Consider the following 15,944-nt stretch of genomic DNA (forward strand, 5'->3'; position numbering starts at 1 on the left):
ACTCACCCCGTGGGAGTATCACCAACGGTCAAGAGAGGACCAAACCCTGAACAGCGCGAACCAATAATCGCGGACTCCCTGGGGAGCAGGTCAACGCGACCCCGATGCATGGAACGCGACGCAGGAACACCTGCAAACATTGGCGGGCATAAGTCCCGAAGACGAGGTTGGGCAAGAACGCTTACAGCGCGAAATCGGAGCGTTCTCCAAGAACCTGCGACAGGCGATGCGTGACGAGCTCCCTGATCTAGCAGTGGCGGATAGGCTGCTGGCTCAGGCTCTCGACTTCGCCGAAGTAGAGAGCCTGCGTCAGGCCTACCCTGAGTATCGCCGCGACGCTGATTTTCAGCGCGTGCGCGATGGCTTTCAAGTTCTCTTGCGAGAATGCGTCGAGAACGCGGCGGATTGGAGTGGCGTTCTTGACCGCTTCGAAGGCAAAGATCAGGTCTCGCTCATGACAATCCACAAGAGCAAGGGCCTGGAATTTCACACAATGATCTTTTTCGGTCTCGATGCCCAGACATGGTGGAGCCTGTCGCCGGCGCGTAGCGAAGAGCTAAGCTCATTCTTTGTGGCGTTTACTCGAGCGAGGCAGAGGGCATTCTTTGCTTACTGCTCAGAGCGGGGCAACGCTATCCACTGGCTGGAACAGCTTCTCCTGCCAGCGGGCGTGGAGCAGATCAATGGAGCCAATATTGTCGCTGCCGCTAGGTAGGGGCGGCGCGTTTTGCGATCAATAAGCCCATCTCGTAACTGCCGTGATGAAGTGCTTGAAACAGGCGGCAACTAAGAGGTTGCTGTACAGCAGCGTAAGGCCGATTCTTGCCCTGCGGTATTGGCGTACGCCAATATAGGGGTACCGACTGCGGCGTGGAATAGATCGGCTAGGGGGCCCTTTGTAACGCTTACAAGCGATCTAGCGCGCAACTAGCCGCGCATAGGCACCGACTGCGGCGGGTCCAGCACCAGCCGGTGCCACGCCTCACGAGACTCGTCCCAGTCATATGCCCTCGGTTCAAGCCACCAGCGATCGCCATTCCTGTCCTGGGTCGCAAGGGCACGAACATCCTCAAGCCGCAGAACGTAGCAGGCAGGGGTATCGCTGTTCGCATGAACAGTAATGATCCACCAGTCAGACCGCAGGCTGTGAAGGTCGGTGCCCAAGGGCACGGCGTGCCGCTTGCTCAGCGCCTTGGACTGAACCCCGAAGAACTGCGTTTCGTCCTGCTGTGACCCCCGATGTTCATCCGGCTGAGACCAGAGTCGGCGGTTGAATTTGGCGCGGTTGCGCCGACGGAGCAATGGGCGATCTGTGCAGCAGTTCAGTTGCGCGAAGCTGATCGCCCATTGCGTTGAGTTGGGCGGCGAAGACCGCCGGGGCCTGATAACCGAGGGCCGAATGAGGGCGCTCGGTGTTGTAGATGTGGGTCCAGCGGGCGATGGCCTTGCGGGCATGGTCGATGCCGAAGAACAGGGTCTCGTTCAGAAGCTCGTCGCGCATCCGGCCGTTGAACGCCTCGCAGTTGCCGTTTTGCATGGGCTTGCCGGGCGCGATGTAGTGCCACTTCACCTGCATCTTCTCGGCCCATTCGAGGATCGCGTTCGAGGTGAACTCGGTGCCATTGTCGGAGACGATCACGCCGGGCTTTCCGCGCCGCGCGATCAGCACCGTCAGTTCCCGTGCAACGCGGCGGCCGGAAATCGAGGTGTCGACGACCGCGGCTAAGCTCTCCTTGGTGACATCATCGATCACGTTCAGAATACGAAAGCGCCGCCCGTCGGCGAACTGGTCCTGGACGAAATCGACCGACCAGCGAGCGTTCGCCACAGCCTCGGTCACCAGCGGTGCCCGTGTGCCGATGGCACGTTTGCGGCTGCGGCGCCGACGCACGGCCAGGCCCTCTTCTCTGTAGAGCCTCTGCGTGCGCTTGCGGTTCAGCACATGGCCATCGCGGCGCAGGATGACATGCAGGCGGCGATAGCCGAACCGCCGATGCGTCTCGGCGGCCCCGCGTAGCACCTCGCGCAGTTCGCGGTCATCCGGGCGCCGGTGTCGGTATCGCACCGAAGACCTATCCGCCCCGATCAGGGAACACGCCCGCCGCTCGCTCATCTCATAGCTCTGTTTGAGATGGGCGACGGCCTCGCGCCTGGCGGCGGGCGTCACCATTTTTTTGACAGCAGATCCTTCAGCGCGCTCGCCATTGTCCTCGGACCAATGGCGGACAATGGCTCGCTGTCGAGCATCGTTTCGGCAAGCAGCCGCTTCAGCTTGGCGTTCTCGTCTTCCAGGGCCTTCAGACGTTTTGCCTCTGACGGCTCCATGCCGCCAAACTTCGCCTTCCAGGCATAAAATGTGGCGCTACTGATCCCGTGCCTGCGGCAGACCTCGGCCGTCTTCGCGCCGTCGACATATATGTCGACCCTGCTCGCGCAGGATCGCGATGATCTGCTCTTCCGTGAACTTCGATCTCTTCATGTCCGGTCCTCTCCTTGGGACGGACTCTAGCATCAGATAGACGAGTTATCGGGGGGCACAGCAGCCCGCCTGCCGCCCGGCTCCGCTACCAATGATACGTCGCCCTATCGCTATCCCGAACTCGCCCGTCACGAGCACCTGCCGCGATGGCGGTCGAGGTGACGGAGAATCGTCGCAGCGAGGGCATCGATATTTTCGGGCATGAAATAGCGCCCATGCGACCCGGGGATGATCTCGACATCATGGCCGGCAGGATAGGCGGTGCGGAACACCTGTTCCGGCGCAGTGACATGACCATAGGGATTGAGATAGCTGCCCGCGCCGAAGAGAAGCAGGGTGGTGCCGGGATAGTGGAAGAAGCGGCCCTGCTCCATGAGGATGGTCAGCGCGACGGTGCGGCCCTGACGCATCAGCTCCAGCCCGGCTTCGCGCATCACCAGGCCGCCCTGGCAATTCCCGCCAAGGAACAGGGGGCCGGTCGGGGCGATGGAGGTGATCTCGTCGGCATAGAGCCGACCGAGCGAGCTGAGGGTGTCGGCGGTGTATTCGACGGCAAGATGTCCCGAGCGCAAGCCGAACAGGGATACCGCCTCGCCCAGACCTTCGCTCAGCCGCGACAGCTCCTGGCCTGCCTGGAAACACCAGAAGAGCTTCGGTAGCGGCCGCTCTTCGGCCAGGCTCCGCACCAGTCCGGCCTTGCCAAGCCGCCGGCCTGGCCATGTTGCGAGATGGGGCAGGAGTTTCGCGGTCAGCGCCTCCTCGATGTCGGGTGACGACGGGACATGCGGAGCCTTGAGCCTTGCATCCACCATCAGGGCCAAGACTTCGACGGTATCGAAGCCAGCCTCGAACCCGGCATCGAGCGTGATGCCGAAAGCGTCCTCGATCGCGAACAGCAGGTTCGCCATCGCAAGAGAGTCGACCCCTGCATCGCGCAGGCTGTCGCGTGTGCCGGCGACGACATTGGCCCCGGCTTCCTTGTCGATCAGCGCCATGAGCCTCGCCTCGGTCGCGGTTCCGGTGGTGCGCGGCTTCGGCGGCTGCGTCAGATGGGGCGGCACCGGCAGGGCGCTGCGATCGCGCTTGCCATTGGCCGTGCGCGGAATCCCGGGAATGGGCAGAAACACCGAGGGCACCATGTAGGACGGCAGCCGCTGGCGCAGCCGGTCGCGCAGATCGACCGGATCGGGCGCGGGCACGCCGGGCATCATGACCACATGGGCGATCAGCCGATCGGCGGCATGATCCGAAGAGACGAGCGAGACGGCCGCGTCATTGACGCCGGGCAGGCTGCAAAGGGCCGCCTCGACCTCGCCGGGTTCGATGCGGTAGCCGTTGACCTTCAGCTGGCTGTCCATGCGTCCCAGACAGATGAATGCGCCGTCTGCTCCGGCTTTTGCCCGGTCTCCTGTCCGATAGATGCGGGTGGGACCCAGGCCAGGGAGATCGACCACCGGGAACCGTTGCGCGGTCAGCTCGGGCTGGTGGCGATACCCCCGGGCCAGTCCGGGCCCGAACAGGCAAAGCTCTCCCTCCTGTCCCGGTGCGACAAGCCGAAGGGTCTCGTCCATCAGACAGGCGCCCATGTTGTCGAAGGGCGTCCCGATGGTGACCGGCGTGCCGGGCGCGCACCGGGCGAACAGGGCTTCGACCGTGGATTCCGTCGGCCCATAGGCGTTGATGAAGCTGCGGCCCTTGCCCCAGCGTTCGACCAGCGCGGGAGGGCAGGCCTCGCCCGCCACGATCACATGGGTCAGGTGCGGATGCTCTGCCGGCGGAATGATCGCCAGCGCCGAGGGTGTCAGCGACAGATGCGTCAGCCTTGCCTGCGCGATGAAGCGGCCGACCGGCGGGCCGGGGACCGCCTGCAAATCCGTGGGATAGACAAGGCAGGCCCCGGCAGCCAGCGTCATGGCCAGATCCCCCACCGAGACATCGAAGCCGAAGCCGCTGATCTGCGAGACGCGCGCATCGGGCGAGATCTGGAAATGCCGCGATGCCGCGACCGCGTAGTTGGCAATTGCGCCGCGCGAGATCTCGACCGCCTTGGGCGGTCCGGTCGTGCCGGAGGTGAAGATCATATAGGCCAGCGCATCCGCCGCGCTTTCCCGCGCGTCCCAATCGGGGGCAGGGCGGCCGTCAGGATCCGGCAACTGGCCGCAATTGACGAAACCGAGGCCGATGTCGGGCAAGGCAGGGCTTGCGGCATTCACGACAACCGTCCGCACGCCCGCGGTTTCCAGCATGTAGCGCAGCCTTTCCTCCGGCAGAGCCGGGTCGAGCGGCACGAAGACCCCGCCAAGCCGGAGAATGGCGAGGAATGCGGTCACGCGGTCCACCGACTGGCCAAGGCAGACACCCACGCTGTCGCCGGCGCTGACACCGGCTGCGGCAAGGGCTGAAGCGAGATCATCGGTTCTGAGGACAAGATCGGCATAGCTGAGACGGCGGTGTCCCATTTCAACGGCGGGCGCCGTCGGCTGCCGCCTGGCGTGCGCGGCGACAAGGGGCAGCAGGTCGGGCGGCGTTGGCCGTCTGTCTCCGATCGCGATGCTGGGCATGGTTTCCGGCGCGGACGGGCGCGCGGTCGGGTGCGACAGCGCCTCGGCAAGACGCCGGGCGAGGGCCGCACCGCTGGCTCCGGCCATGACGACAAGCGTGTCGTCATCCCGCAGATCGTCCTGCACGCGCAACAGCAGCTCTGACAGGTCCGCGACGTGCTGGTGCGAAAGCCCCTCGGTCCGGCAGGCATCGGCCAGCGCGGCATCTCCGTCGCCCGCCTGCACGCTCTCGCCAAGCGCCGCCACCGGCAGGATGAAGCTGCGGTCGGCCGCCTTCAGGGCCTGAGCGAAGCGCACGGCCATGCGCGTGACGCGGCTGTGCAACTGCGGTTCGAGGATCGCGATCAGCCGTCCCTGCGTCGTCTCGCGCAGGACGGCCAGCGCTGCCGCGATCTCGGTCGGGTGATGGGCGAAGTCATCGAAGACGCGCAGCTGGCCCGCCGGGGAAACGCGCTGCAACCGCCGCGCGATCCCGCGGAATTCGCCCAGTGCGCCGGCTGCGGTCCGGAAGTCGATGCCAAGGGTTATCGCTATCCCAAGAGCGCCCATCGCATTGAGCAGGTTATGGCGCCCCGGAACGGCCAGAGCGAGCGTGCCCAGGGCGTTTCCATGCAGGAAGACTGTGGCGCCTCCCGCCCCATCCTGAACCGCCCGCAACGCATTCCCGTCGCCAAAGCCATATGTCAGGGCCGCACAGCGTGCCTGGCCCAGAGCATCGACGACCGCCGGATCGTCGCCGCAGACCACCGCCCGCCCCTCGGGCGGCAGCCGCGACAGGAAGTCCGCGAAGGCGCGCCGCAACCCGGTCAGCCCGTCATAGTGATCGGCGTGATCGTCATCGAGGTTGGTCAGGATGGCATATGTCGGTTGCCACTGCGCCAAAGCGCCATGGGCCTCGCAAGCTTCGGTCACGAAAGGCGCGTCGGGCGCCCCCAGTCGTGCGGGGGCAATGTCGGGATCTGCAAAGGATGCCCCCAACATATAGCCGAAATCCTCCGTTCCCGCGGCGCGCAGGATCTGGACGACCATCGCCGTCACCGTCGACTTGCCATGGCTTCCGGCCACGCAGATGGTGCGCCGCCCGCGGATCAGCTCGGCCAGCATCCGGGCGCGGGTCTTGACGGGGATCCCCTCGCGCCGTGCTGCCCGCCGTTCCACATGGGTTTCGGGGATGGCCGGGCTTGCCACGACACATTGCGCGGCCCGCGCAAGGGCCGGATCCGCGCCCGAAAGGACCGCGACCCCCTGTGCTTCCAGAATGGCAAGACGTGCAGGGGCGCAGAGATTGTCGCTGCCGGTGACGGAGTATCCTGCCTGTCTGAGCAGAAGCGCCAGAGGCAGCATACCGCTTCCCCCGACCCCGATCAGGTGCAGCCGCGCGGCGTCAGGCATCGCCCAGATCTCCCTTGAGGGCATATTCACTGATCTTTCCCAGCTCGGCGAAAATGCGCTGCCGACCCCTCTCGGTCTGCCACCAGGTTTCCGCGGAGAGATCGCCCGGATCGTCCGGGGGCTGGGCCACCAGCCGTATATCGGCCGGGATATGCCGGCGCAGGGTCATGATCGCGCGGCGCATGTGAAAGGGTTTGGCGCAGACGGCAAGACTGCGGACCCGTTCCCAGCCCAGCTCGGCTTCGATCAGCGCCGCCCCGAAAGCCGCGTTCTCGGCGGTATTGCGGGCGGATTTCTCCAGCAGCAGTGCGCTTTCCGCCACGCCAGAGGCGAGCGCGTGATCGCGGTAAAAGGACCATTCTGCCGATCCATCGACGGCAGTGCCCGCGCCCGAGATCAGCAGTCTCGGGGCCAGCCCTGCCTTGTACAGCGCGATGGCGGGGTGGAGGCTGCTGATCGTCGGGCTACAGAAGACAAATGCCAGATCCACAGGTTCCGGAGGGCATCTTTTGAACAGGAAGGCGCTGATGGCTGTGCGGCTATCATATGGATCCATCCGGCATCCCCCAATTCTGCTCAGGCTTTTCAATGGGTTGACTCTACGCGATAACCACCTTGGGGCAATTGAAAACGGCGACGTTGCGGTGGTGTTGATACCGGCCGCCCTTGACGTATCCGTACGCCGGTTGGGTGTGACAGTTCACACGAACGCTTGAAGTGCGGGATCCGAGGCCGCGAGATCGGCGTCGGTCTCGGCAGTCATGATGGTGCGCGTCCGCCGCCATACCGCACTCGCCGTGCTGCGCTGCCAAGGTCCGTTTGCCGCCCCTTGTGTCGATGGCAGATGTTCGACCAGCATGTCTCTGAAAAGAAAAACCTTACGCCACAAGGGATTGGTGATCCTGCCGGCCAACCTGATATGCAGACGGAAATTTCTGAACGGGAGCCGTCGCAGCCAGATTTCCTGCCTGCGTCAGCACGTTGACAGCCGCCCCACGGGGCGGCCTTTCACGTTCTTCCCGCTGGCGCAACAATAGGTCAACGAACGCGCCAAAACTCCGGCCGGTTTGACACGGCCTGCAGTGCATGCGACGAAAAGGAACCGTGCTGCACCAAAGTTGGTCTCAATTCCCCATGCGTGTTCTGTTTCATCGGGATTACCGCCACTTCTCGGGTGGCCATCTCAAGGTGCGGGACTATTTCGAGCATACCCGCAATTGCAGCCGGTATCAGGCGGAAATCTATCTGGAACCGGGCAGCGCTGCCGACCATCCCTGGCGCGGGGTCCCGGGTGTCGTCGATCGTTACGATCCGACGCGGGCGGATATCCTGTTCATCGCCGGGATGGACTGGGCGGCGCTCGACGCCTGTCCGGGCATCGAAGAGCGCATTCCGGTGGTCAATCTCGTGCAGGGACTGCGGCATGCCAAGCCGGACGGCCCGCTGTTCGGCTTCCTTGGTCGCCGGGCCACCAGAATCTGCGTCAGCGCCGAGGTGGCGCAGGCGCTCGAGGCAACGGGGGCTTGCAACGGCCCCATCCACGTCATTCCGAATGGAATCGACTTCAGTTTGCTGCCCGAGGGGCATGGTCCCGCCGAATACGATGTCTTCATCAGCGGTTTGAAGCAGCCAAGACTGGCTGCCGAGCTTGCGGCGCGTCTGCAGGCAGAGGGCTACAGTGTCGCCTGTCAGGTCCAGAGGCTGCCGCGGGGCGATTTCCTGGAGCGACTGGCGCGCGCGCGCGTCGCTGTCTTGCTGCCGCTCCGCGAGGAGGGGTTCTATATCCCCGCGCTCGAGGCGATGGCCATGGGGCTCCCGGTGATCTGCCCGGACTGCGGCGGCAACCGCTCGTTTTGCATCGGTGGCGAAACGGCCCTGACGCCCGAACCCGCGCTCGAGCCGCTCGCGATGGCGGTTCGGGAGGTGATGCGCAATCCCGCGCTTGCCGAGGCCTTGCGCCACAACGGGCGGGAAATGAGCCTCCGCCATGATATCCGTACCGAACGCGAGGCGTTCCTCACCCTTCTTCAGCAGATCGGATTGCCATGACCCCTGATGCCGCACCGAACATCCTGCTCACCGGGCCGCCGCGGTCGGGTACGACCCTGACCTGCCATCTGCTGAACAAGCTTCCGAACAGTGTGGCGCTGCACGAGCCGATGGCCCCGCCGGAGCTGAAGGGGCTGGAGCCGGCTGCGCTGGCAGAGGCGATTTCGCAGTTTGCCGCGGCGCAGCGGGCCCGGATCCTCACCACGGGCCGGGCGACCAGCAAGGCACTGAACGGCGCGGTGCCCAGCAATCCGCGGACGGATGCCGATGAGAACGGTCAGCGTAAAAGCGCGATAAACGGGATGGAAATCACAGTTTCCAACGTCAGCAGCCCGGAGTTCAGCCTTTTCATCAAGCATCCGGCTTTCTTTACCGCGGCGCTGCCGGTGTTGACCCGCTACTTCAGCTGCTTTGCCCTCGTCCGTAATCCGTTGGCCATTCTGTTGTCCTGGCGCACGGCGGGGATGCAGGTTTCCCAGGGGCGCCTGCCCGCGGCGGAACAGGTCGACGCGACCCTGGCCAATGCGCTGAATGCGGCTCAGGACGTGCTGGAGCGGCAGTTCATTCTTCTCGATTACTGCTTCTCACAGTATCACCGGTTTCTGCCCGGCAGGACGATCAAGTACGAAGACATCATCGCCTCCGGAGGCAAGGCGCTGTCGCCCATCAATCCGGCGGCGCGTGATCTTGATGAACCGCTTCGTTCGCGAAACCTGCTTGGCATCGATACTGACCCCGCGGCGCGTGAGGTCGGCGAGCGGCTGCTTGAGCGCAACTCGCCGTGCTGGGCCTATTACGAAAAGTCGGATGTCGAGGCCTTGCTGCGCCAGGGGCGAAGCGACACGCCGCCAGTCTGAAGCTGCAGAACCGTGGCGTGGTTTCCGGTCGTCGCTGCGCGGCGGGAGAGCCGTTTTTCTTGACAAAAGCACTCTGCGCCACCTTACCATGCGGCACCCAACAGGGGCTTCAGACATGGCAGAGAGCATCCAGAAGGAGGACTGGGAACGCTTTCGGGCCTTGGGGAGCGTGCCCCCAAGCATTCGCGAAATCGTATTCCGGTCCTGGATCCGGTCACAGGCGCGCGACGGCGTGCATGCGCTGCGGCACGCGCCCTGCGTGGCGGGCAATGAACTGAACGAGCTGCGCGGCCGGAACGCGCGGTTGCGTCAGGCCGCGCAGGCGGCGGTGCGGCGCACGGGCTACATGCTCGATGACGCTGGCGCGATGCTGCTTCTGGCCGACCGCTCCGGCGTGATCCTCGACGCGACGGGCGATTCCCGCATTCGCGCCCGCGGCGAGGAGAACCACCTGCATCCGGGCGGGCGATGGGACGAGGCCGCCATCGGCACGAATGCGATCGGCACCGCGCTGCATCTGGCGAAACCCGCCACCATCTCGGGGGTCGAGCATTTCTGCGAGGCGATCCAGCGCTGGTCCTGCGCCGCCGCGCCGATCAGCGATCCCCGCACCGGCCGGGTGCTGGGGCTGATCAACATCTCCTCGCCCTCGACCGACACGCTGCGCCGGGGCGCGGCCTTCTCGGTCAGCCTGGCGCTGCAGATCGAGGAGGCGCTGCGCAGCATCGGGTTGCAGGAACACCAGCGGCTGGTGGACCACCTGCTGTCGCGCGGCGTGGGGCGGGGTGACGAGGTGATGCTGTTGAACCGGCATGGCCAGCAGGTCTGGTCAAGCCTGCGCGACGCGGGCCCGGATGCGCGTGGCTCCGGTGGGCCCGTGCTACCGGACCCGGCTCCCGAGCTTGACGGCGATGTCGGCCAGCTTGCCGAGCGGATGCGCGCGGCGCTCCCCGATGCAGGGGTCGACATCGTCTCGGACGGCAAGGACCCGATCGGCCTGATCGTGACACTGGCCCGCGTGGGCCGGCGCCGGCCCGCCAGCGACGCGCCCGATCTTGCGGCGATCGCCGGAACCGGGGCGGCGATGGCCGGGATCTGCGCCGAGGCGCAGCGGATCGTCGAGGCGGGCGTTGCGCTGCTGCTCAAGGGGCCGACCGGCTGCGGCAAGGAAACGCTTGCGCGCGCGCTGCATGCCGACGGGCCGCTGTCCGATCTGCCGCTCGAGGCGCTCGATTGCAGCCTGCTTGATGATCTGGCGCTGCGCGGCGGGGCGGCGACGGATGCGGTGCTGCGGCTGACCGAAAGGGGCGGCACGCTGATCCTCGACGAGCCGGCGGAAACACCCGCCGCGGTGCAGCCGCTGCTCGTCCAGAGCCTGACCCAGCTCGCGCGTGGCGCCGAGGGGCGGGTGCAGGTGATCAGCCTGTCCTCGGTGCCGCTGTCCGAGCGGCTGGGCGAGGGACGGCTGCGGCCGGATCTCTATTTCCGTCTCTCGGGGGCGGTGGTGCATCTGCCGGGCCTCGCCGAGCGGCGCGAGGATCTGCCTGCGCTTGTTGCCCATCTGGCGGCGCACTGCCCCGAGCGGCGTCACGGTGGTGCGCTGCGCTTTACCCCCGCGGCGATGCTGCGGCTGCAGGCGCATGACTGGCCCGGCAACCTGCGCGAGCTGCGCAACATGGTCGAACGGCTGTCGGCGACCTCGTTCAGCCGGCTGATCGACGTGGCCGACCTGCCGCCTGCCATCGCCCAGGGCCGGCGCGCCGGGCGCGAGCCGACGCTGCGCGACCGCGAGCGGGCGGAAATCCTCGACGCCCTCGCCGAATGCGGCGGCAACATGACCGGGACGGCGCGGCGCCTCGGCATCTCGCGCTCGACGCTCTATCTCAAGCTCGAGCAATACGGCGTGCCGCGCGGCCGCCGCTGAGCCTCCTGCCGCGGCGCGTCATGGCGTCCGCAGCATGTCCGGGCGGATGTCCGAAAACCGGACAACATGCCGATCCGGCCGGGTTGCATCCTTTTCTGACGCCACGGGGAGGTGGCGCCAGGGGAGGAGGAAAGACCCGTGCCATTGGACAAACAGACAAAACGCCGCGTGCAGGTGCTTGGCATCGACGCCGGCGGGACGATGACCGACACGTTCTTCGTCGACAGTGACGGCGACTTCGTCGTCGGCAAATCGCAGTCCACGCCGCAAAACGAGGCGCTCGGCCTGATCGCCAGCTCGAAGGAAGGGCTGGAACACTGGGGGCTGACGCTCGAAGAGGCGCTCTCGGGGATCCAGACCGGCGTCTATTCGGGCACTGCCATGCTCAACCGCGTGGTGCAGCGCAAGGGGCTGCGCACCGGGCTGATCGTCAATGCGGGGATGGAGGATTTCCACCGCATGGGCCGCGCCGCGCAGGCCTATCTCGGCTTCGCCTATGAAGACCGCATCCACCTGAACACGCATTACTATGACGAGCCGCTGGTGCCGCGCCACCTGACCCGCGGCGTGATGGAGCGGATCGACATGTCGGGCAACGTGGTGATCCCGCTGCGCGAGGACAGCGCCCGCACCGCGGCGCGCGAGCTGATCGCGCAGGATGTCGAGGGCATCGTGATTTCGCTGCTGCACTCCTATCGCAACCCGGGGCATGAGCGGCGGGTGCGCGATCTGGTCGAGGAAGAGGTTGCGGCCGCGGGCAAGACCATCCCGGTCTTCGCCTCGACCGACTATTACCCGGTGCGCAAGGAAACCCATCGCACCAACACCACGATCCTCGAGGCCTTTGCCGCCGAACCCTCGCGCCAGACGCTGAAGAAGATCACCACCGCCTTCAAGGAGAACGGCTCGAAATTCGACTTCCGGGTGATGGCGACGCATGGCGGCACGATCTCGTGGAAGGCGAAGGAACTCGCCCGCACCATCGTGTCGGGGCCGATCGGGGGCGTGATCGGGGCGAAGTATCTGGGCGAGGTGCTGGGCTATTCGAACATCGCCTGCTCGGACATCGGCGGCACCTCCTTCGACGTGGCGCTGATCACGCAAAACGAGCTGACGATCAAGAATGACCCCGACATGGCGCGGCTGCTGCTGTCGCTGCCGCTGGTGGCGATGGATTCGGTCGGTGCGGGGGCGGGCAGCTTCATCCGGCTCGACCCCTACACCAAGGCGATCAAGCTCGGTCCGGATTCGGCGGGCTATCGCGTCGGCGTCTGCTGGGAGGCCTCTGGGATCGAGACGGTGACCGTCTCCGACTGCCACGTGATCCTCGGCTACCTGAACCCCGACAACTTCCTTGGCGGTCAGGTCAAGCTCAGCCGCGAGCGCGCCTGGAACGCGATGAAGGAACAGGTCGCCGACCCGCTCGGCCTGTCGGTCGAGGATGCGGCCGCGGGCGTCATCGAGCTTCTGGACAGCGACCTGCGCGACTATCTGCGCTCGATGATCTCGGGCAAGGGCTACAGCCCGAGCAGCTTCGTGTGTTTCAGCTATGGCGGCGCGGGGCCGGTCCATACCTACGGCTACACCGAGGGGCTGGGCTTCGAGGACGTGATCGTGCCGGCCTGGGCCGCGGGCTTCTCGGCCTTCGGCTGCGCGGCGGCGGATTTCGAATACCGCTACGACAAGTCGCTTGACATCAACATCGCCACCGATGCCAGCGAGGACCTGAAGACGACGCAGGCGCAGACCCTGCAGGCGGCCTGGCAGGAGCTGAAGGAGCGCGTGCTCGAGGAATTCGAGATCAATGGCTACAGCCCCGACAAGGTGCAGCTGCAACCCGGTTTCCGCATGCAGTATCGCGGTCAGCTCAACGATCTCGAGATCGAATCCCCGATCGTCGAGGCGCAGGGCGCCGAGGACTGGGACCAGCTGGTCGAGGCCTTCAACGACACCTATGGCCGCGTCTATGCCGCCTCGGCGCGCTCGCCCGAGCTCGGCTATTCGGTGACCGGCGCGATCATGCGCGGCACGGTGCCGATCCCGAAGCCGAAGATCCCGAAGGAAGAGCTTCAGGGCGAGACCCCGCCGGAAGCGGCCAAGCTCGGCAGCCGCAAGTTCTACCGCCACAGGAAATGGGTCGATGCCCAGCTTTACCAGATGGAACGGCTGCAGCCGGGCAACCGCATCACCGGCCCCGCGATCATCGAATCCGACGCCACGACCTTCGTCGTGCCCGACGGTTTCGAGACCTGGCTCGACGGGCACCGCCTGTTCCACCTCAAGGAAGTCTGACGGTCTCAGGGAGGAGATAAGTCATGAACATGCAGACCTCGGTCAAGACCCGCGGCATCGTGCGCGGCGGCGAGACCCTGAAGGAGCACCGCGACCGGCTGATGGAAGCCACGAAGCGGACCAAGCACTATGCCGGCCTGTCGAAGATGGCGCTGCGCGACGCCGAGCCGATCAAGTACAACAAGCTGTTCTCGCGCCTGCGCGCCGGGGTGGTGGATGCGCGCGAGACCGCGAAGAAGATCGCCGCCTCGCCGATCGTCGAGCAGGAGGGGGAACTGTGCTTCACCCTCTACAATGCCGCGGGCGATTCGATCCTGACCTCGACAGGGATCATCATCCACGTCGGCACCATGGGCGCGGCGATCAAGTACATGATCGAGAACGGCTGGGAGGAGAACCCGGGCATCCGTGACGGCGACATCTTCTGCAACAACGACAGCCTGATCGGCAACGTCCACCCCTGCGACATCCACACCATCGTGCCGATCTTCCACGAGGGCGAACTGATCGGCTGGGTCGGCGGCGTGACCCATGTGATCGACACCGGCTCGGTCGGGCCGGGCTCGATGTCGACGGGGCAGGTGCAGCGCTTCGGCGACGGCTATTCGATCACCTGCCGCAAGATCGGCGAGAACGACACGCTGTTCCGCGACTGGCTGCACGAGAGCCAGCGGATGGTGCGCACCACGCGCTACTGGATGCTGGACGAGCGCACCCGCGTTGCCGGCTGCCACATGATCCGCGATCTGGTGAAGGAGGTGATCGCCGACGAGGGCATCGAGTCCTACTGGAAATTCGCCTATGAATCGGTCGAGCATGGCCGCGTCGGCCTGCAGGCCCGGATCAAGGCGATGACCATTCCGGGCAAGTATCGCCAGGTCGGTTTCGTCGACGTGCCCTATGCGCACGAGGATGTCCGCGTCCCCTCGGACTTCGCCAAGGTCGACACGATCATGCACACGCCGTCCGAGATCACGATCCGCGGCGACGGCACCTGGCGGCTGGATTTCGAGGGCTCCTCGCGCTGGGGCTGGCACACCTACAATGCCCATCAGGTGAGCTTCACCTCGGGGATCTGGGTGATGATGACGCAATCGCTGATCCCGACCGAGATGATCAACGACGGCGCCGCCTATGGCACCGAGTTCCGCCTGCCGAAGGGCACCTGGATGAACCCCGACGACCGGCGGGTGGCCTTCTCTTACAGCTGGCACTTCCTGGTCAGCTCGTGGACGGCGCTCTGGCGCGGGCTCTCTCGCGCCTATTTCGGCCGCGGCTATCTCGAGGAGGTCAATGCCGGCAACGCCAATACCTCGAACTGGCTGCAGGGCGGGGGCTTCAACCAGTATGACGAGATCCACGCGGTGAACTCGTTCGAATGCGCGGCGAACGGGGTCGGCGCCTCGGCGCACATGGACGGGATCAGCCATGCGGCGGCGGTCTGGAACCCCGAAGGCGACATGGGCGACATGGAGATCTGGGAACTGGCCGAGCCGCTCGTCTATCTCGGGCGGCAGATCAAGGCCTCCTCGGGCGGCGCGGGCAAGTATCGCGGCGGCTGCGGCTTCGAGAGCCTGCGCATGGTCTGGAACGCCAAGGACTGGACGATGTTCTTCATGGGCAACGGCCATATCTCGTCGGACTGGGGGCTGATGGGCGGCTATCCGGCGGCCTCGGGCTATCGCTTCGAGGCGCATGACACCCGGCTGAAGGAGATCATCGCCGAGGGCGGCGCCATTCCCTGCGGTGGCGACACCGACCCGGAGAACCCGACCTGGGAGGCGATGCTGCCCGATGCCCGGATCAAGCGCGACAAGCAGGCGATCACCACCGAGGCGATGTTCAAGGACTATGACCTCTACCTCAACTACATGCGGGGTGGTCCGGGCTTCGGCGATCCGCTCGACCGCGAGCCGCAGAAGGTGGCCGATGATGTGAACGGCGGATATCTGCTGCCGCGCTTTGCCGACAGCGTCTATGGCGTGGTTCTCACCGATGCCGGCGATGGCATGAAGGGCGTCGATGTCGCCGCGACCGAGGCCCGGCGCCGTGCCATCCGCAGGGCCCGGCTCGAGGAGTCGGTGCCGGTCAGCGACTGGATGGCCTCCGAGCGCGAGAAGATCCTGAACAAGGAGGCGGGCGTGCATGTGCAGCAGATGTTCGCGGCCTCGTTCAAGCTCGGGCCCCGCTTCGAGCAGGACTTCCGCGCCTTCTGGAACCTGCCGGCGGAGTGGAAGCTGATGGAAGCGGACCTGCCGATCCCCTCCTACGGGCGGGAATACTCGATGGACATCTCGGAACTGCCCGACGTCAAGACCGTCCAGTTCGTCGAGGAATGAACCGCCGCGGCGGCGCCCCGACCGGCGCCGCCCCCCGACAAGGCCAGATCA

At 65.7% G+C, this 15,944-nt stretch carries 9 protein-coding genes and 1 pseudogene; 6 read left to right on the forward strand and 4 right to left on the reverse strand.

The window, feature by feature from the left end:
• Positions 1-226 precede the first annotated feature (226 nt).
• Positions 227-715 (forward strand): 3'-5' exonuclease, encoded by a 489-nt coding sequence (locus DYS74_RS13600; protein WP_121534238.1) that lies wholly within the window; start codon positions 227-229, stop codon positions 713-715.
• Between the two features lie 528 nt (positions 716-1,243).
• Here DYS74_RS13600 and DYS74_RS13605 read toward each other — a convergent pair.
• The 4 genes and pseudogenes from DYS74_RS13605 to DYS74_RS13615 all read right to left on the reverse strand — a co-directional run bounded on the left by DYS74_RS13605 (position 1,244) and on the right by DYS74_RS13615 (position 6,988).
• A complete protein-coding gene (locus DYS74_RS13605) occupies positions 1,244-2,356 on the reverse strand; it encodes an IS3 family transposase (RefSeq protein WP_342769172.1) in 1,113 nt (370 codons plus the stop codon).
• Positions 2,314-2,418: pseudogene (locus DYS74_RS19075) on the reverse strand (transposase); the annotation flags it as partial. The gene DYS74_RS13605 and the pseudogene DYS74_RS19075, both read right to left, overlap by 43 nt.
• Positions 2,419-2,607: 189 nt before the next feature.
• The gene (locus DYS74_RS13610) at positions 2,608-6,432 is read right to left on the reverse strand and encodes an amino acid adenylation domain-containing protein (protein ID WP_121534239.1); all 3,825 of its coding nucleotides are present in this window, start codon (positions 6,430-6,432) and stop codon (positions 2,608-2,610) included.
• On the reverse strand, positions 6,425-6,988 hold the full coding sequence (locus DYS74_RS13615; RefSeq protein ID WP_121534240.1) for a YdcF family protein: 564 nt from the start codon (positions 6,986-6,988) through the stop codon (positions 6,425-6,427). The genes DYS74_RS13610 and DYS74_RS13615 overlap by 8 nt, the downstream gene beginning before the upstream one ends.
• Positions 6,989-7,566: 578 nt before the next feature.
• Here DYS74_RS13615 and DYS74_RS13620 point away from each other — a divergent pair.
• The 5 genes from DYS74_RS13620 to DYS74_RS13640 all read left to right on the forward strand — a co-directional run bounded on the left by DYS74_RS13620 (position 7,567) and on the right by DYS74_RS13640 (position 15,893).
• A complete protein-coding gene (locus tag DYS74_RS13620; RefSeq protein ID WP_183077539.1) occupies positions 7,567-8,481 on the forward strand; it encodes a glycosyltransferase family 4 protein in 915 nt (304 codons plus the stop codon).
• Complete coding sequence (locus DYS74_RS13625) at positions 8,478-9,338, forward strand: sulfotransferase domain-containing protein (protein WP_121534242.1); 861 nt, start codon at positions 8,478-8,480, stop codon at positions 9,336-9,338. The genes DYS74_RS13620 and DYS74_RS13625 overlap by 4 nt, the downstream gene beginning before the upstream one ends.
• A 259-nt stretch (positions 9,339-9,597) precedes the next feature.
• On the forward strand, positions 9,598-11,262 hold the full coding sequence (locus tag DYS74_RS13630) for a sigma-54-dependent Fis family transcriptional regulator (RefSeq protein ID WP_245965285.1): 1,665 nt from the start codon (positions 9,598-9,600) through the stop codon (positions 11,260-11,262).
• 138 nt (positions 11,263-11,400) lie between these two features.
• Positions 11,401-13,554 (forward strand): hydantoinase/oxoprolinase family protein, encoded by a 2,154-nt coding sequence (locus tag DYS74_RS13635; RefSeq protein ID WP_245965286.1) that lies wholly within the window; start codon positions 11,401-11,403, stop codon positions 13,552-13,554.
• Positions 13,555-13,577: 23 nt separating this feature from the next.
• The gene (locus tag DYS74_RS13640; RefSeq protein ID WP_121534245.1) at positions 13,578-15,893 is read left to right on the forward strand and encodes a hydantoinase B/oxoprolinase family protein; all 2,316 of its coding nucleotides are present in this window, start codon (positions 13,578-13,580) and stop codon (positions 15,891-15,893) included.
• Positions 15,894-15,944 lie beyond the last annotated feature (51 nt).

This window comes from Paenirhodobacter hankyongi (assembly GCF_003664585.1).
Taxonomy (GTDB): Bacteria; Pseudomonadota; Alphaproteobacteria; order Rhodobacterales; family Rhodobacteraceae; genus Rhodobacter; species Rhodobacter hankyongi.